The 16,079-nt window shown below is 57.6% G+C and carries 17 protein-coding genes; 3 read left to right on the top strand and 14 right to left on the bottom strand.

Annotation, left to right across the window (positions count from 1 at the left end; all coding sequences use genetic code 11):
* Positions 1-14: 14 nt before the first annotated feature.
* The 12 genes from F0319_RS15580 to pmbA form a co-directional block, all read right to left on the bottom strand.
* Complete coding sequence (locus F0319_RS15580) at positions 15-1,925, bottom strand: BglG family transcription antiterminator (protein ID WP_111965357.1); 1,911 nt, start codon at positions 1,923-1,925, stop codon at positions 15-17.
* Between the two features lie 19 nt (positions 1,926-1,944).
* Positions 1,945-3,081 carry a lactonase family protein gene (locus F0319_RS15575; RefSeq protein ID WP_149367325.1) on the bottom strand — a complete coding sequence of 379 codons (1,137 nt, stop codon included), beginning with the start codon at positions 3,079-3,081 and terminating at the stop codon, positions 1,945-1,947.
* Between the two features lie 36 nt (positions 3,082-3,117).
* Positions 3,118-3,858, bottom strand: a complete 741-nt coding sequence (gene dagF / locus F0319_RS15570; protein ID WP_149367324.1) for a 2-dehydro-3-deoxy-phosphogluconate aldolase — start codon at positions 3,856-3,858, stop codon at positions 3,118-3,120.
* A complete protein-coding gene (locus F0319_RS15565; protein ID WP_149367323.1) occupies positions 3,855-4,973 on the bottom strand; it encodes a DgaE family pyridoxal phosphate-dependent ammonia lyase in 1,119 nt (372 codons plus the stop codon). The genes dagF and F0319_RS15565 overlap by 4 nt, the downstream gene beginning before the upstream one ends.
* Positions 4,957-6,090 carry an amidohydrolase/deacetylase family metallohydrolase gene (locus tag F0319_RS15560; RefSeq protein WP_149367322.1) on the bottom strand — a complete coding sequence of 378 codons (1,134 nt, stop codon included), beginning with the start codon at positions 6,088-6,090 and terminating at the stop codon, positions 4,957-4,959. The genes F0319_RS15565 and F0319_RS15560 overlap by 17 nt, the downstream gene beginning before the upstream one ends.
* Positions 6,091-6,132: 42 nt before the next feature.
* Positions 6,133-6,774: a DUF4310 family protein gene (locus F0319_RS15555; protein WP_003856081.1), complete on the bottom strand. Its 642-nt coding sequence runs from the start codon at positions 6,772-6,774 to the stop codon at positions 6,133-6,135.
* A 13-nt stretch (positions 6,775-6,787) separates the two neighbouring features.
* Complete coding sequence (locus tag F0319_RS15550) at positions 6,788-7,564, bottom strand: DUF4311 domain-containing protein (protein ID WP_024907277.1); 777 nt, start codon at positions 7,562-7,564, stop codon at positions 6,788-6,790.
* A 22-nt stretch (positions 7,565-7,586) separates the two neighbouring features.
* Positions 7,587-7,886 carry a DUF4312 family protein gene (locus F0319_RS15545; protein WP_006810338.1) on the bottom strand — a complete coding sequence of 100 codons (300 nt, stop codon included), beginning with the start codon at positions 7,884-7,886 and terminating at the stop codon, positions 7,587-7,589.
* A gap of 2 nt (positions 7,887-7,888) precedes the next feature.
* The gene (locus tag F0319_RS15540) at positions 7,889-8,251 is read right to left on the bottom strand and encodes an SFCGS family glycine-rich protein (RefSeq protein ID WP_010427372.1); all 363 of its coding nucleotides are present in this window, start codon (positions 8,249-8,251) and stop codon (positions 7,889-7,891) included.
* 10 nt (positions 8,252-8,261) lie between these two features.
* The gene (locus tag F0319_RS15535; RefSeq protein WP_115876605.1) at positions 8,262-8,600 is read right to left on the bottom strand and encodes a glycine dehydrogenase; all 339 of its coding nucleotides are present in this window, start codon (positions 8,598-8,600) and stop codon (positions 8,262-8,264) included.
* A gap of 315 nt (positions 8,601-8,915) precedes the next feature.
* On the bottom strand, positions 8,916-9,302 hold the full coding sequence (gene cybC, locus F0319_RS15530) for a cytochrome b562 (protein ID WP_008501412.1): 387 nt from the start codon (positions 9,300-9,302) through the stop codon (positions 8,916-8,918).
* A 41-nt stretch (positions 9,303-9,343) separates the two neighbouring features.
* Entirely contained in the window at positions 9,344-10,696 is a 1,353-nt protein-coding gene (gene pmbA / locus F0319_RS15525; protein WP_047652092.1) for a metalloprotease PmbA, read from the bottom strand.
* A 95-nt stretch (positions 10,697-10,791) separates the two neighbouring features.
* Between pmbA and yjgA the strand changes: the two genes are divergently transcribed.
* The gene (gene yjgA / locus F0319_RS15520; protein WP_008501414.1) at positions 10,792-11,343 is read left to right on the top strand and encodes a ribosome biogenesis factor YjgA; all 552 of its coding nucleotides are present in this window, start codon (positions 10,792-10,794) and stop codon (positions 11,341-11,343) included.
* Positions 11,344-11,420: 77 nt separating this feature from the next.
* Here yjgA and mpl read toward each other — a convergent pair whose 3' ends face one another.
* Positions 11,421-12,800: a UDP-N-acetylmuramate:L-alanyl-gamma-D-glutamyl-meso-diaminopimelate ligase gene (mpl, locus tag F0319_RS15515; RefSeq protein ID WP_111965364.1), complete on the bottom strand. Its 1,380-nt coding sequence runs from the start codon at positions 12,798-12,800 to the stop codon at positions 11,421-11,423.
* Between the two features lie 197 nt (positions 12,801-12,997).
* Between mpl and fbp the strand changes: the two genes are divergently transcribed.
* Positions 12,998-13,996 (top strand): class 1 fructose-bisphosphatase, encoded by a 999-nt coding sequence (fbp, locus tag F0319_RS15510; RefSeq protein ID WP_023310178.1) that lies wholly within the window; start codon positions 12,998-13,000, stop codon positions 13,994-13,996.
* Between the two features lie 149 nt (positions 13,997-14,145).
* The gene (locus F0319_RS15505; protein WP_149367321.1) at positions 14,146-14,502 is read left to right on the top strand and encodes a helix-turn-helix domain-containing protein; all 357 of its coding nucleotides are present in this window, start codon (positions 14,146-14,148) and stop codon (positions 14,500-14,502) included.
* On the opposite strand, the gene F0319_RS15500 is transcribed toward F0319_RS15505, so the two are convergent.
* On the bottom strand, positions 14,474-16,045 hold the full coding sequence (locus F0319_RS15500; protein WP_149367320.1) for a methyl-accepting chemotaxis protein: 1,572 nt from the start codon (positions 16,043-16,045) through the stop codon (positions 14,474-14,476). The genes F0319_RS15505 and F0319_RS15500 overlap by 29 nt on opposite strands.
* Positions 16,046-16,079: the final 34 nt, after the last annotated feature.

The following is a 16,079-nucleotide window of genomic DNA, read 5'->3' as shown; positions in this document are numbered from 1 at the left end:
CGTCCGCCCTTACCTCAAAACCGACTCAAACTCTCCATAGCCACCGCCTTAAACCCGGCAAAATCTCCGCAGCTAGAGAGCCGCGACATCGCCCGCTCGCGCAGGAAGGTGACGAAGATATCGTAAATCGCCATCGCCTCTTCGTACTCGCTTTTGCTGATGGCGAGCAGGAAGATAACGTGCGCGGTTTCGTCGCCCCACTGAACGCCTTGCGGGGCGAGCACGGTGTAGACCACCGTTTTCTGCGCCAGCAGGCCGAGGGAGTGCGGGAGCGCAATGCCGTCGCCGAGCATGGTGCTGACGATGGCTTCACGCTCAACAACCGAATCCAGAAACTCCGCGCCGACAAAGCCTTCTGCCTCAAGCTGTTCACACAGCTCGCGGAAGAGCGTCTGCTGATCGATTGGCTTGTCGATAATGCGGAAATGGGCCGCGTCGAAGTATTTATCCAGCATCCACGGGCGGGTGCGGTCCACGAGCACCAGTTTGCCAATCTGTTCTAACTGATAGTCGGTCGGGAACGGGGCGATCGTTACTACCGGTTTCGACTTTTCGCTGACGCGTGCGGTGGCTATCACAAAGTCTTCGCCAATGGTTTCCGCAACCTCGTACTCGCGCAGGGTGAGCGTGCGCGTCACCTCAATCTGCGGATATTTACGCTGCAGCACCGCCTCAATCATGCGGACCATCGCGTTACCGGCGTCGCATACCAGCAGCACTCGCGGCTGGCGCTGGTAGCCGATGTTGTAGTGGCGCTCCAGCCCGACGCCAATATGCAGCACCAGGAAGCCAATCTCGTTTTCGCTGATCGCATACGGCGTGTATTTGCCCCAGCTCGACACCGCCGCCAGCGTCATATCCCACGCCATCGGGTAGTGCTGCTTGATGTTATCCAGCAGCGGATTGGGGATCATGATTTGATACCGCACGCGGGTGATCATGGTTTTGATGTGCGTGAGCAGATCCGCGTGCAGCTGCGCGTCGCTGAGCAGGTTGTAGTTATAGTGAGTGTTGATATAGCGCAGGATGTAGTTGACCAGCGCCTCGTCGTCGTCAGCGTTAATGGCGCTAGGCGCGATCTCCTGAATCTGCCGCGCCGCAATGTGCACGCACAGCCAGCTCTCCTCTGATGGCGAAAGCGCCTTGCCCGCCAGCTGCTGGATGGTGACGGCGATATCCTTAGCCGCCTCGCGCACGTTCTCTTCCACGTCTTCGGCGTGGAATTCCGGCAGCGGATAGCCCTCGCTGATGCGCCGTACCGACACCGCGCAGTACAGGCGCAGGAACAGCTCGCCTTCATCGGTCAGGCGAATGTGGTGACGCGTCAGGGCGTCGTGCAGCACCGGCACCATCTGCTCCGCCACACCCGCATTTAGCGCCACGTCGGTCACCAGCGGGTTCAGGCTGTCCTGCTGCGCCAGCTCCCAGAGCAGATCGGTCAGGCACGCGCGGGTCGACATCTCGCTGCCAAACAGCTTCATGCCGTGGCGCGGACGCGTTTCCAGCGTCAGGTTATAGCGATGGAACCACTCGCGGACTTCGGCCATGTCGCTTTGCAGCGTGGCGCGGCTGACAAACCACTCGTCCGCCAGATCCTCCAGCTTAAGAGAAAATGCCGAGGTCAAAAAACGCACCACCAGATAATGCACGCGCTCCGGACCGGTCCGCGGGATACGCAGCGCGCGCGGGTGGGATGCCTGTAGCTGCTGGTAGCGCTGGGCATCATCTATTTTGAGCTGATAGCCGTTGCCCCGGCTCAAGATAAACTGCGCGCCGTGGCTTGCCAGCAGCGCGTTCAGGGCGGTGATATCGGCACGGACGGTTCGCGTGGAAACCGACAGCCGCTGCGCCAGTTCGTCCTGCGGCAGCGTCTCGTTTTGCAACAGTTCGAAAAGTTGCGCTAAACGTTGGTTCGGAAATCGCACGTCGTTGTCCTCTTACGGCTTAAGGTGAAATGACCATCTGGGATGGGCTGCCGACCGGGGTATAGTCCGGTTCGAAGCTCAATTTCCCGTCCTGCGCCACGCGGAAACGGGTAATGTTGTCGCTGCGCTGGTTCATGACGTACAGCCAGCGTCCCTGCTTATCAAGCGTCAGGGTGCGCGGGTAATCACCACGGGTCCATACGTCATCCTGATGCGTCAGCGTGCCCTCCGCCGTTACGGTAAAGTGCCCGATGCTGTTATGCAAACGGTTAGCCACATACAGCTGTTTGCCATCATCGCTTAACGCCAGACCGGCAGCAAAGCTGGTGCCTTTGTAACCTTCAGGCAGGGCTGAAAGCGTTTTGCCCTCTTTTAAGGTGCCGTTGGCGTTCACGGTATACCGGGTGAGCGTAGACGCCTCTTCGTTAATCAGCCACAGGGCATCGCCCTTCGGCGTAAAGACAAAGTGGCGCGGCCCGGCCCCTTTTGAGGAGGCGCTGATAAACGGCGGATCGTTCGGCGTCAGCTTTCCTGTCCGATCGTCAAAGCGGTACTGATAGATGCGATCCAGCCCAAGATCGGTCGAAAACACGTATTTCCCGCTCGGATCGGCGGCGATCATGTGCGCATGCGGGCCGTTATGATCGCTGATCGCGAAACTGCCCTCGACGGCAGCTTCCGGCTTCGCCGCGCCTGGTTCGCCTTGATCCTGACGTTTGTCCGTGGCTTCACCCAGGCTGCCGTCTGCGTTGACGGGTAAAATGGCAATCGATCCGCTGACGTAGTTCGCCACCAGAAGATGCTTGCCGTTCGGCGTCAGGGAGAGATACACCGGTCCCGCACCGCCGGAGGCCACCTGATTCAGCTCGCTCAGCTCACCGTTATCGCCGACGCGCAGCGCCTGCACCACGCCCTGCTCTACTTCACTTGCCAGATACAGCGTTCTGCCGTCCCGTGAAAGGGTCAACTGCGCCGCATTCGGCAGTTTGCTCACCAGCGCTTTATCTTTCAGCGCGCCGGTTTGCGGGTTAACAGTAAAACGGTACAGCCCTTCACCGTTCGGATTATAGGTGCCCACCCAGGCGTATTGCGTCTGGGCGACAGCGGCGGTGGCGAACATTGAGAGTGAAGCGACAAGCAGGGTACGGGTGTGCATGGTGGCTCCTTCAGGTATGTGCGGTTTAGTTTTGTTTTATTTAACCAGCTTCTTCGTCATCGCCAGCAGCGTACGCACGTCTTCCGGACGCGTATCGCCGCTGGCTTTGTCGATAATCGAGCTGTAGATATGCGGGATGATTTTGCTCACGCCCGCGTCGAGGGCGATCTGCAGGATCTCCTCATAGTTTTCCAGATCGATACCTCCGGTCGGCTCCAGCCAGAAGTCGTGGCGGGCGCAGGCTTCCGCTACCGCCTTGTACTCGTCACGGCACTTGAGGCCGCCCATCGGGAAGTATTTGATGGAGCTGCCGCCGAAATCTTTCAGCAGGGCAATCGCGGTATCAACCGGCACGATACCGTCCGGCGCTTTGCTGCTCAGCGGGCCGGTGGAGATTTTTACCATGCCAACGGTGCCTGTCGGAGAGACCAGACCGTTGACCACGGACTCATTCTGCCCCAGCAGCGCGCGGCTGGTGGCCACGCCGGTAAAGACCTGGTTAACGTGCTGCGGCTGCACCTGGCGGGAGATTTCACTCACCATCGCCGACTGGTTTGGGTCGCCCGCGCCCAGCCCAACAGACAGCGCGTTATCAATCAGCTTCGCGTATTCGCGCATATCGGCAACAGCGCTCGCCACGTCCGGGTAGTTTTTGGAGAGCACGCCCACCAGCACGTGGCCTTCCGCCGCCTCGTAGATGGCGCTGGCGTTGGCCTTTGAGCCAGCCAGCACGTTCAGGCAGACGCGGTCACGGTAAAAGTTGGGGGTCAGTTTCATGCGTTTTTCTCCTGTCCTAATACTTCGCTAATGCGGCGGTACACGATGTTCAGCTGGTCAGCATTTACGCTGCGCACGTCCGCTTCGATTATCCCTTCGTTGGCCTTGTAGCCACGGAAGTAAATGGCGTATTCGCCCTGCTTCAGCTTCGCCACCAGATCGCCCGTGCCGACGCCGGTCGTGACTTCGTCGAACTTAATCTCGGTGCGGGCAATATCGCGTCCGGCGCTGTCCCAGACCACACGTGCGCTAACGCCGTTCAGGGTATTGAGCGCCTCGATAAACGGCGTCATTTTCGCCACCATCTCGGCGCCGCTCTCTTTAGTGGCCGTCAGGTAGTGTTCGATGGCGCAGGTCAGGCCGAGAATGCCCTCTTTGCCGACCTTCATCGCGCGGCCAATGCCTGCCGTCTGGCGCTTAACCCACTCAACGTACCGGGTTTTGCCGATCACCAGACCGCTGGTTGGGCCTTCGATCGCCTTCGCGCCGCTGTAGATGACCAGGTCCGCGCCGGAACGGTAGTACGCGTGCAGATCTTCTTCCGCCGCGGCATCCACGATGAGCGGCAAGTCGTGTTTACGTGCGACAACCGCCGCCTGCTCGACGCTGAGCATGCTTTTCTGCACGCAGTGGTGAGATTTGATGTACATGATCGCCGCCGTGCGCGGGGTAATCGCCGCCGCCAGCTGATCGGCGGAACATTCGTTGGCGTAGCCCGCTTCCACCAGCCTGCCGCCGCCCAACGCCACCATGGTGCCCACCGGCGCGCCAAAGTTCACGTTGTGGCCTTTCGGCAGGACGATTTCGTTATTTTCAATCGGTGTGACGTGCAGGTTTTCCAGCAGCCAGTCGCTGTCTTTTACCAGCACCGCCGCCACGGACTGGGCAATGCCCGCCGACGCGCAGGAAACCACCGTCGCCCCTTCCACGTCCAGCAGCTTCGCGATGTATTCCCCGGTTTTGTTGACCAGATCCTTCATCTCGAAATAGTGATTCATGCCGTCCATCGCCGCCTGCACGACTTCCGGGCGCGGCGTGGAAACGCCGAGCGCCGTCATGCGGCCAGAGGTGTTGATAACCTGCTTTAAATGGTACTTCTCATAAATCGAAGGCATGTTCCGTGCTCCCTTGTTCGGTCATGTAGCCCTTGCCCGCGCGGATCGCGGCAAGCGGCACCAGAATGTGTTCAGCCTGCAGGCTGTCGTTTTCGGCATCCGTCAGCACCGTCGGCTGATGTTTGAGGGTGAATAGCGTCAGATCGGCGTCGAGACCCGGCTGAATGCGGCCCTTGCGCGCCAGGCGCAGGCCGTCGGCGGCGTTCGCGGTGACGCAGTCAATCACCTGCGGTAAGGACATGCCGATGGCGAGAAACTTCGACATCACGCTTGCCAGCGAGCCCACCGGGCCGTTGATGCGGTTGCGGCAGTAGATATCCGAGCTGATGGTGTGCGGCAGAATACCCATCGCGATGGCGCGTTTCGCCACCTCAAAGCTAAAGCTCGCCGTACCGTGGCCGACATCCAGACGCACGCCGCGCTTCAGGGCGGAGGAAATGGAGGCGCGCAGCTCGCCGGACGGTGTAAGAATGCGGTTAGGCTTGCCGTTATAGCAGTGGGTGATAATGTCGCCAGAACTCAGCAGCTCGGCAATCTCGTCAAGGTTCGGCGGGTTGTTGCCAATATGAACCATCAGCGGCAGGTCGCCGTTCTCTTTCTGAATGGCTTTGGCACGCTCCAGCGGCGTGATGCCGTTTTCACCGACCACGCTGCTGCTCATGCGCGCCTTCAGGCCGACGATAAAATCAGGGTGGCGCGTCACCGCCTGCTTCACCGCGTCGGCGTCAATATTGGCCATGTTGGCCAGCTCGTTCTGGGCAATCAGCCCCACGCGGGAGATGTTCAGCAGGGCAAAGACCTCAGTGGAGGCCCTGCGGGTGATGTCATAGAAATCGTCCACGTCGTCGGCCCCGGTACTGCCCGCGTCCACTACGGTGGTGACGCCGGTGGCAATGCCCACGCTGTCCGGCTCGTCGTGGTAAATCGGGGAATTCGGATAGCAATGTACATGGGAGTCAATCCAGCCTGCGCTGACGAACACGTCACCGTTAAGATCAACCGTCTTGCGAGCGGGAGCGTCAATGTCGCCCGTCGCGGCAATCTTCCCGTCCTGAATCGCGATATCGGTCAGGGTATCGTCGGCGAGGCGCGCGCGGCGCAGGAGTAAATCAAACATGAGGATCTCCTGAAAAGGCGGGCGCCGGAGCGCCCGCGGGTATTAAAGGGCGACCGGGAACAGCCAGCCCAGAATCATCGCGCCGAGGATAGCGCCACCGGTAATCGGCTTCTGCCAGATGTAGAACAGCAGCGCACCCACCAGCGAACCGACGCCGATTGGAATGGAGGCGGTCATGGCGCTGAGAATAATCAACGGCCCGAGGAAGCGGCCGGAGGCGTTGCCAGCACCCATCATCACGTCTGCGCCGTAGGTGGAGTTGCTCTGGTTGATAGTGAACTTACGCGCCAGGATGATGACGTAGCCAATCGCCAGGCCAATCACCAGGCCGGTGATTAGCGAAGCAATGAAGTTGGTCACCGGGAACATGATCCCCGCGCCCAGCAGCAGCGCCGGAACGCCAAGGCCCACGCCGGTCTGGATCGCGCCGCCGATGTCGAGAATACCAACCAGCGACCCTTCGATAATACGGGCGAACAGGAAGCTCGCGCCAAACGCCGCCACCGCGCCGTAAACGCCGGTATCAATGCCCGCTTTCAGCATCGCCACGAAGGCCACTTCGTTAAACGCGCCGATGCCGTAGAGGTAGTACATGTGCGTCCCGGCAAACACGCCGGAGGAGAGCAGGCCAACGAAGATCGGGAACGACCAGTCGGCATACCAAAAACCTTTATTCTGTTCCATGTAGAGGCTCCTGTTATTTACCGCTGAGCGAGTTGTGGATCATGTCGAGCCAGTTCGGCACGGTCAGATGGAAGGATTCAATCATCTTCATGTCGAAGCCGCGGAAGAAGCCGCTCAGCACGAAGAGCAGGACGATAGCCGCCATCATCACTTTAGTGACGTGGTTCCAGCCGCTCTCTTCTACGCCTTTACCGATCAGGATCCCCAGCACCAGGCCCGGTACGGCGTTCCCCATAATCAGCTGCGCCGCGCCGCCAAAAATGGTGGCCCAGAAGCCCGATTTTTTACCCGCGTCGATGGCCGCCAGCCAGAAGATCACCGGCATCACGGTGTTCACCAGCAGGTTTGCCGCAGGCACCAGCACCTTCACAGCGGTGACCTGAAGGGCAGCCGGCACGGAGGAGGCGGTAAGGTTAAGGAAGGTCACGACAATCATGCCGATCAGGCCGCAGGCAATCGCCATTTTGCGCGGGTCGTGCAGCGTTTCGCCGACGTTACGGTTTTTGATCATCAGTGCAGCAGCACCCCAGTTCGGGATGATGCGGTGGTCAACGTCCTGTGTGAAGGCACCTGCGGCTACGGAAGAGGCCCAGGCGTTAAAGAAGAAACCTAACCCAAAGGAGAAGTGGGACGCCGGATCCCCTTCACAGGAGTTCAGTTCCCCTAACGTACGAAACGCGCCCATACCCTGAGTGGTAGGCGCATGAAACATGCGTGCAGCCCCGGCTCCGACACCGACGCCAACCAGGCCGCCAATGATGAGCGATTTTATTAATATAATTAAGAACATCAGTCTGCCCTTTTATGAATAATCAGCGTTGCGTGACGAAATCCACCTGGTCAAGATTGATAGCGGTCACGTTGACGGTCACATCCAGCTCCACGCTGTAGGTGCGTCTTTCCCGGCGCAGAAAGAAGAACAGAAACGCTTCTTTACGCACCGCTTCTTGCGCCTGAACGACCTGCACATCCTGTGGCTCAATACGCAGTAAGATATGCGGTGAGGCTTTCATCACCGCGGCCTGAACGTGGTTGAGCGCGTCGGCAAAGGCGCGCGCTTTGGCGTCGCCCTTCCCCTTCACTCTCACCGTGGTTGTGAACTGTTCTTTCATGCTTATGCGCCGTATTTCTTCTGCCACGCCTGCACCAGACGCTCGCCCAGCTCTTCTTTATCCATAAAGCCAAAGCCCAGCACGTTGCAGCCTTCGTTGATGGCGGTCACGCCCTCTTCCACGGAACGCATGCCGTATTTGGCCTTGTAGCCGTATTTGGTCTGGGCGGTGATGGCACCCGCACCGCCGCTGCCGCAAAAGGAAATACCGAAGGTGGCGTTTTCTGCTTTCATCATGTCGCCGAGCTTCATGTCTGCCGCCATGCCCGGTACGACAACCGCGCGTCCACCTGCTTTTTCCACACCGGCAGCCACTTTCTGACCTTTACCCAGGCGATCGCCAATCACGACTGTAATCTGTTCCATGTGTTGCTCCTTAAAGGTTGTCTTTCGCGACTTCAAAGTGAACGGAGAGCAGCCAGGCTTCTTCATCAGGAAGGTTGCCAAACTGCGCGACCACTTCACGGGCAAGCCGCATTGAATCCGGTGAAATTTCGTCAAACAGCTCTGCTTCAACCTCCGGCAGCGGCTCGCCGGTCACGGACCGGTGCGCCATGGCGCGCACGTGGGAGGTGAGCATCTGCTCCTGTACCGCATTGGGGATGATGTTGTTCCGGGACAGCAGGGCATAAACCTGCTGCAGCATGGTGTTCGCGAGCTGTTCTGTTTGCTCCGCCTGTTCCCCAACGTCGTTCATTACCGCTCCGTTAATCACTGGTCTTACCCCGTTAATGGCTCTGGAATAAAACTAACGTTGGGGGGGAATTGTTTGTAGCGAGTTGTTTTCCACTTCGAAGTGGAAAGGCGAGCCGCGGCAGTGATCTGTGCCACATAAATGCGGTGAATCTGAATTAATGACGGTATTTGCGTGATGAATATCACGTATTCCAGCGGCAAAACGCGCGCCGGGGAAACGAAACGTTCAGGCCTGGTGACGCAAAAATGTGATGGCGATAGGGTTTACTTATTACCGCGTAAAAAAAACGGGGGCCGCTGGCCCCCGCTGGTTGTTTGTCAGATGCGCGATCGGTTAACGGTATTTCTTGTGATACGTATTACGGGTCGTCACAAACTGCTCGGCTGCCGCCTGGGCTTCCTTCACTTTGCCTTCGTTAGCCAGCTTCAGCGCGCCGTCGATCTGGCCGACCAGCACGTCAAAGCCGTGGCGGTAGTCTTTCATCTCTGCGCTGTCTGCCGCTTTGCTTTCCAGCTTTGGAGGCGTCGCTTTTTGTGCGTCCAGCGCCGCTTCACGCATTTTGGTCAGCGCGTCTTTCATTTCCGCCGCATTGTCGGTTTTCTGCACCACCTTCAGGTTTTGCCCGAGGATGCCCATGTCGTCTTCAAGATCGGCAGCAAACGCAGAAGAGCCAAGAACCAGCGTTGAAGCCGCGACGATCGCTAACAGATGTTTACGCATTGCTCACTTCCTTTTTTATTATTAAAACGCCATTACGGGTATTACTGACCGGCGATTTTCATTTCCGGCAGAAGTACAGAACCACACTGTATATTGCTACGTGTTTCAATATCGTTACCGACCGTAACGATATTGCGCCACATGTCCTTCAGGTTGCCGGCGATAGTAATTTCGCTCACCGGATACTGGATTTCGCCGTTTTCCACCCAGAAGCCCGCCGCGCCGCGCGAGTAGTCTCCGGTGATGCCGCTTACGCCCTGGCCCATCAGCTCGGTGACCACCAGACCGGTGCCCATCTCTTTCAGCATCTGCTCAAAGTTCAGGCCCTGTCCGGCAATACGCCAGTTGTGAATGCCGCCCGCGTGCCCGGTGCTTTTCAGCCCCAGCTTGCGCGCGGAGTAGTTGGTCAGCAGCCACTGGGTCAGAATGCCGTCTTTAACGATATCGCGACGTTCGGTGCGCACGCCTTCGCTGTCGAACGGCGTGGAGGCAAGCCCCTTCAGCAGATGCGGATGCTCTTCGATGGTCAGCCATTCCGGCAGGATCTGCTTGCCCAGCGAGTCGAGCAGGAAGGTCGATTTACGGTAAACGGAGCCGCCCGCAATCGCGCCCACCAGATGGCCAAACAGACCGGTCGCCACTTCGTTGGCAAAGATAACCGGCGCTTTCATGGTGGAGAGTTTACGCGGCGACAGGCGAGACAGCGTACGTTCAGCACACTCTTTACCCACCCACTCAGGAGACTGCAAATCCCCCAGCGCGCGGCCAATGGTGTAGGCGTAGTCACGCTCCATGTCACCGTTTTCTTCGGCGATGACGCAGCTGGAGAGCGAGTGGCGGGTAGAGCAGTAGCCCTGCAGCATGCCGTGGCTGTTGCCGAAGACTTTGATGCCGTAGTGGCTGTTGAAGCTGCCGCCTTCGGTATTGGTGATGCGCTTATCCGCCTGCAGGGAAGCCTGCTCCGCGCGCGCGGCCAGCTCGATCGCTTCGTCCGGGCTCACTTCCGCAGGGTGGAACAGATCGAGATCCGGCGCGTCAAACGCCAGCAGATCTTTATCCGCCACGCCTGCGTAAGGATCCGGCGAGGTGTAGCGGGCGATATCCAGCGCGGCCTGCACCGTACGGGCGATGGCATCCGGACTGAGATCGGTGGATGACGCGCTGCCTTTGCGATTCTGGTGATACACCGTGATCCCAAGCGCGCCATCGCTGTTGAATTCTACATTCTCCACTTCACCATAGCGGGTACTCACGCTGATGCCGGTGGTTTTGCTGACCGCCACTTCGGCGCCATCTGATTTTTCTGAAGCAAGCATCAGCGCGGTGGAGACGGCTTCTTCAAGAATCTTACGCTGCGCTTCAACTTGTGAGGTTACTTTCATCGCAAATGCCATACTGTAAGAGAGAGTTATCTGAAGTCTAACAGAGAACCGTTTTTCAGTGCGCGTCTTAACTGGTAACATTAGCCTCTTTTTTTAAGGAGCCTGACATGACTAAGCAGCCCGAAGACTGGCTCGACGACGTTCCCGGTGATGACATCGAAGACGAAGATGATGAGATCATCTGGGTCAGTAAAAGTGAAATTAAACGTGACGCCGAAGAGTTAAAACAGCTTGGCGCGGAAATGGTAGAGCTGGGCAAAAACGCGCTGGACAAGATCCCGCTCGACCAGGATCTGCGCGATGCCATTGAACTGGCACAGAAAATCAAAAAAGAAGGCCGTCGTCGCCAGCTTCAGCTTATCGGGAAAATGCTGCGTCAGCGCGACGTCGATCCGATCCGCCAGGCGCTGGACAAGCTGAAAAACCGCCACAACCAGCAGGTTGCGCTGTTTCATAAGCTGGAGCAGATCCGCGATCGTCTGATTGAACAGGGTGATGATGCCGTGCCGGAAGTGCTGAACCTGTGGCCGGATGCCGACCGCCAGCAGCTGCGTTCCTTGATCCGCAACGCGAAGAAAGAGAAAGAAGGGAATAAGCCGCCGAAGTCCGCGCGCCTGATTTTCCAGTATCTGCGCGAGCTGTCTGAGAACGAAGAGTAATTCGTTCCCCTCACCCCAGTGAGGCGAGGGAGAAAAGAGCGTAGGCCCGGTAAGCGCGAGCGCCACCGGGCTTTTTTTTACGCGTCGGCTGCCGCTTCCGCTTTCTTCGCCAGACCGTCCAGCAGCTTCTGATGGATCCCACCGAACCCGCCGTTGCTCATCACCAGAATATGGTCGCCGGGCTGAGCGGCTTTCACCACCATATCCGCGAGCGCATCCACGTCCGCACTCCAGTGCGCAGGCTGAATGCAGGCATCGGCTACTTCAGCCACCTGCCACGGAATATGCTGCGGCTGCAGCAGGAAGACCTCATCGGCACGCCCTAACGACGGCGCCAGATCGTCTTTGCAGATGCCCATCTTCATGGTGTTCGAACGCGGTTCCAGCACCGCCAGAATGCGCGCGGTACCGCCGACCTTGCCACGCAGGGCGGCGAGCGTTGCCAGAATGGCCGTTGGGTGGTGCGCGAAATCGTCATACACGGTAACGCCGTGGGCTTCACCGCGCAGTTCCAGACGGCGGCGGGCATTGATAAACGAGCCCAGCGCGTTGGCTGCATCCGCAGGCAGAACGCCGACGTGACGCGCCGCAGCAATGGCCATCAGGCCGTTGTGCATGTTGTGCTCGCCCACAAGGCCCCACTTCACCTCACCCACTTTTTCACCGTCGAGCAGCACTTCCCACTCGGAGGCATCGGCGTTGAGTTTCTTCGCCTGCCAGTGGCCCTGCTCGCCCACCAGCTCCTGCTCGCTCCAGCAGCCCATCGCCAGAGTCTGCTTCAGGTTGATATCGTTCTCCGGCAGGATGATGCGCCCCTGACCCGGAACAATGCGCACCAGATGGTGGAACTGTTTCTGAATCGCTTTCAGATCGTCAAAAATATCCGCGTGGTCGAACTCAAGGTTGTTGAGGATCAGGGTGCGCGGGCAGTAATGCACGAACTTGGAGCGCTTGTCGAAGAACGCGCAGTCGTATTCGTCGGCTTCGATCACGAAGAACGGGCTGTCACCCAGACGCGCAGAAACGTCGAAATTACCCGGTACGCCGCCGATCACGAAGCCCGGCTTATAGCCGCAGGCTTCGAGGATCCAGGTTGCCATGCCCGCGGTCGTGGTTTTGCCATGAGTACCGGCAACGGCAACCACCCAGCGGTCGCGCAGGACGAAGTCATGCAGCCACTGCGGGCCGGACATGAACGGAATATTGCGTTCCAGTACCGCCTCGACGCACGGATTGCCGCGGGTCATCGCGTTACCAACGATCACCAGGTCCGGCTCGGGATCCAGCTGGCTGGCATCGTAGCCCTGAATTAAAGAGATGCCCTGTTTTTCCAGAAGTGTGCTCATTGGCGGATACACATTGGCGTCCGAACCTGTCACTTCATGGCCCAGCGAGCGCGCCAGCATTGCCAGTCCGCCCATGAAAGTGCCACAAATCCCCAATATATGAATGCGCATACGTCACTATCCTTCTTCAATGTGGCGCACATTTTACTCACATGTTAGCGGCTGTGAAACGCATTTCAGGTAAATCCGTATGTTGCTGGCGCGATTCACCTCTGCGCTACTATTTGAATATTTGTTAAGATTGTTGGGCTTTAGTCGTTTTAGTGAACATACAATCGCTCTACTCACAAAGATGCAGGGAAAGTGTTATGAAAACGTTAGGTGAATTTATTGTCGAAAAGCAGCACGAGTTCTCTCATGCTACCGGTGAACTCACTGCTTTGCTGTCGGCAATAAAGCTGGGCGCTAAGATCATCCACCGTGATATCAACAAGGCCGGTCTGGTCGATATCCTGGGTGCCAGCGGTGCCGAGAACGTTCAGGGCGAGGTTCAACAGAAACTCGATCTGTTCGCAAATGAAAAACTGAAAGCTGCACTGCGCGCGCGCGACATCGTTGCGGGTATCGCCTCTGAAGAAGAAGATGAAATTGTTGTTTTCGAAGGGTGTGAACACGCTAAATACGTTGTTCTGATGGATCCGCTCGACGGTTCCTCAAACATCGACGTTAACGTTTCTGTCGGTACCATTTTCTCCATCTATCGCCGCGTCACGCCTGTTGGCACGCCGGTGACCGAAGAAGATTTCCTGCAGCCTGGCATTAATCAGGTTGCTGCCGGTTACGTCGTTTATGGCTCCTCCACCATGCTGGTGTATACCACCGGATGCGGGGTTCACGCCTTTACGTACGATCCTTCACTGGGCGTTTTCTGCCTGAGCCAGGAACGCATGCGCTTCCCGGAAAAGGGCAACACCTACTCCATCAACGAAGGCAACTACATCCGATTCCCGAACGGCGTGAAGAAGTACATTAAATTCTGCCAGGAAGAAGATAAAGCGACTCAGCGCCCTTACACGTCCCGCTATATCGGCTCTCTGGTCGCGGATTTCCACCGTAACCTGCTGAAGGGCGGTATCTACCTCTACCCAAGCACCGCCAGCCATCCGGACGGGAAACTGCGTCTGCTGTACGAGTGCAACCCGATGGCATTCCTCGCCGAACAGGCGGGCGGCAAGGCGAGCGACGGTAAAGAGCGTATTCTGGATATCGTGCCGGAAAGTCTTCACCAGCGCCGTTCATTCTTCGTCGGTAACAACCACATGGTTGAAGACGTTGAACGTTTTATCCGTGAGTACCCGGACGCGTAATACCTCTCTTCAGGGGAGCCGTTCTGGCTCCCCTGTCATTTATATATTTTACCGTATAAGTGTTTATAAAAAACATGCTTTAATATTCACCACTGCTCCTGCATTATTTCCATAACAGTTTGACAGATATTTCGTGGAGCAGAATCGCAATGAACAATTATTCCCGTGCTAATACCGGCATTGATTTAAATCTTATCCCTGTATTTATTGAAATCGTCCGCTGCGGTAGCATGGCAAAAGCCTCTTTGCGTCTGGAGATGTCACGCCCCGCGGTGAGTCTGGCCTTAAAGCGTTTTAATCAACTCTTTGATGAACCATTATTTTTCCGAAAAGGTTTATATCTTGAACCGACGGAAAAAGCGTTAGCCTTAACCAGCTCGCTGGAAATATTAATGGGTGAAATTCACGATAATATTGCGGCAGTTAATTCCGGGGAAAATAAAACCCCGGCACAGAACGTACCGGGGTTGAGTAATATTATGCAGCGGTCTGAGTCGTCACTTTGAATGATGACATCGCTTCCATAAGCTGACGCGACTGCTCCTCAAGGGAGCGGGTCGCAGCGGAGGATTGCTGCACCAGCGCCGCATTCTGCTGCGCGGTTTCGTCCATCTGATTCACCGCAATATTCACCTGCTCAATGCCGCGGCTTTGCTCCTGGGACGCGGTCGCAATCTCACGCATCAGTTTGGTCATGCGCAGCACTTCTGTTGCGATCTCATCCATCGTTTCGCCAGCCTGCTGAGCCAGCTCGCTGCCCTCGTTAACGTGGGTCTGCGAATCACTGATAAGCGATCGGATCTCTTTCGCCGCGTCGGCGCTGCGGCTGGCAAGGTTTCGCACTTCGCCCGCGACGACGGCAAACCCACGCCCCTGCTCGCCCGCGCGCGCCGCTTCCACGGAGGCGTTAAGCGCCAGAATATTGGTCTGGAAGGCAATACCGTCGATCACGCTCAGGATGTCGGCGATGCGCGCCGAGCTGCCGGAGATATCGCGCATTTTTTCAATCACGTAGCAGACCATTTCGCTGCCGTGATCGGCCGTATCGGACACCGACTTCGCCAGCTGGTGCGCCTGCTCGGCGTTATCCGCGTTGAGTTTCACCGTCGCGGTGATTTGTTCCATGCTGGCCGCCGTCTGCTCCAGCGACGTGGCGGTGGATTCCGTACGCTCGGCAAGATCGCGGTTTCCCAGGGTCAGTTCGCGGCTGCCGGTGTCAATTTGCGAGCTGGCATCGCGTACCCGCATTACCGAGTTCATCAGCGACTGTCGCATCTCCTCTATCACCGCGTTGAGGCGGTTAAACTCCTGACTCGCGGGCTCGGCAAGCGTATGGGTTAAATCCCCCGCCGCCACGTTCTCCAGCTGAGCAATGGAGGCCGAGAGCGGCTGGAGCAGCATATGGCGCAGCACCAGCCACGCGAGCACGATAATGCCCGCCGTCAGCAGCGCTGCGACGATAATCAGGATCAGCACGCGGGTTTTACTCGACTGTACGGCACTTACTTCCGCCTGACCACGCGCTTCGCTCCATTTCTGAAACGCCTGCATATCGTTATCAAACTGTTTTGCCACCGGGATCAGCGTCTTCTCCAGCAGATCGTAATACCCGTCCGCGCTCTGGTCGTTCAGGGTTTTCAACATCGGGCTGATCCCCTGCTGGTTATATGTCGCCAGGCTGGCTGACACTTTGTCGAGCAGATGTTGCCCCTGCTCGTCAGCCACGCCGGCGTCAATCACGCCTTTCAGCGTTTTCTGGGCCAGGGCAACTTCCTGATTGATGTTTTTTACCGCTTTGGCCGCATCGTCCAGCATGCCGATTTCCATCATGCGGACGGCCTGACCCGCTTCATTGCGGGCGCGCAGGATCAGCGTATAGCCTGAATTTAGCTGCACCATCTGCTCACCCTGAAGGTGATTAATGCGCTGCAGCGAAGAAGAACTCTGTGTGAGGGCATAAATGCCAATGCCGCTGACAATCAGCAGCAGAAGGGTCATAACGGCCAGTAAAGAGAGCAAGCCGGTACGAATCGATAGCGTTTTAAGCATGATATTATTTCCGGTAGCGAGATATTTCTGGGCA

Source organism: Enterobacter vonholyi (genome assembly GCF_008364555.1).
Lineage (GTDB): Bacteria > Pseudomonadota > Gammaproteobacteria > Enterobacterales > Enterobacteriaceae > Enterobacter > Enterobacter vonholyi.
The sequence above is the reverse complement of the archived record's forward strand: the minus strand, read 5'-3'. Positions and strand labels throughout refer to the sequence as shown.

What these genes read in the sequence shown, in the direction of transcription:
- F0319_RS15550 (WP_024907277.1), bottom strand. Translation starts at nt 7,564, where the DNA reads ATGTTCTTAATTATATTAATAAAATCGCTCATCATTGGCGGCCTGGTT.
- F0319_RS15575 (WP_149367325.1), bottom strand. Translation starts at nt 3,081, where the DNA reads ATGCACACCCGTACCCTGCTTGTCGCTTCACTCTCAATGTTCGCCACC.
- F0319_RS15500 (WP_149367320.1), bottom strand. Translation starts at nt 16,045, where the DNA reads ATGCTTAAAACGCTATCGATTCGTACCGGCTTGCTCTCTTTACTGGCC.
- F0319_RS15560 (WP_149367322.1), bottom strand. Translation starts at nt 6,090, where the DNA reads ATGTTTGATTTACTCCTGCGCCGCGCGCGCCTCGCCGACGATACCCTG.
- mpl (WP_111965364.1), bottom strand. Translation starts at nt 12,800, where the DNA reads ATGCGCATTCATATATTGGGGATTTGTGGCACTTTCATGGGCGGACTG.
- dagF (WP_149367324.1), bottom strand. Translation starts at nt 3,858, where the DNA reads ATGAAACTGACCCCCAACTTTTACCGTGACCGCGTCTGCCTGAACGTG.
- F0319_RS15565 (WP_149367323.1), bottom strand. Translation starts at nt 4,973, where the DNA reads ATGCCTTCGATTTATGAGAAGTACCATTTAAAGCAGGTTATCAACACC.
- F0319_RS15505 (WP_149367321.1), top strand. Translation starts at nt 14,146, where the DNA reads ATGAACAATTATTCCCGTGCTAATACCGGCATTGATTTAAATCTTATC.
- yjgA (WP_008501414.1), top strand. Translation starts at nt 10,792, where the DNA reads ATGACTAAGCAGCCCGAAGACTGGCTCGACGACGTTCCCGGTGATGAC.
- F0319_RS15540 (WP_010427372.1), bottom strand. Translation starts at nt 8,251, where the DNA reads ATGGAACAGATTACAGTCGTGATTGGCGATCGCCTGGGTAAAGGTCAG.
- fbp (WP_023310178.1), top strand. Translation starts at nt 12,998, where the DNA reads ATGAAAACGTTAGGTGAATTTATTGTCGAAAAGCAGCACGAGTTCTCT.
- cybC (WP_008501412.1), bottom strand. Translation starts at nt 9,302, where the DNA reads ATGCGTAAACATCTGTTAGCGATCGTCGCGGCTTCAACGCTGGTTCTT.
- pmbA (WP_047652092.1), bottom strand. Translation starts at nt 10,696, where the DNA reads ATGGCATTTGCGATGAAAGTAACCTCACAAGTTGAAGCGCAGCGTAAG.
- F0319_RS15555 (WP_003856081.1), bottom strand. Translation starts at nt 6,774, where the DNA reads ATGGAACAGAATAAAGGTTTTTGGTATGCCGACTGGTCGTTCCCGATC.
- F0319_RS15545 (WP_006810338.1), bottom strand. Translation starts at nt 7,886, where the DNA reads ATGAAAGAACAGTTCACAACCACGGTGAGAGTGAAGGGGAAGGGCGAC.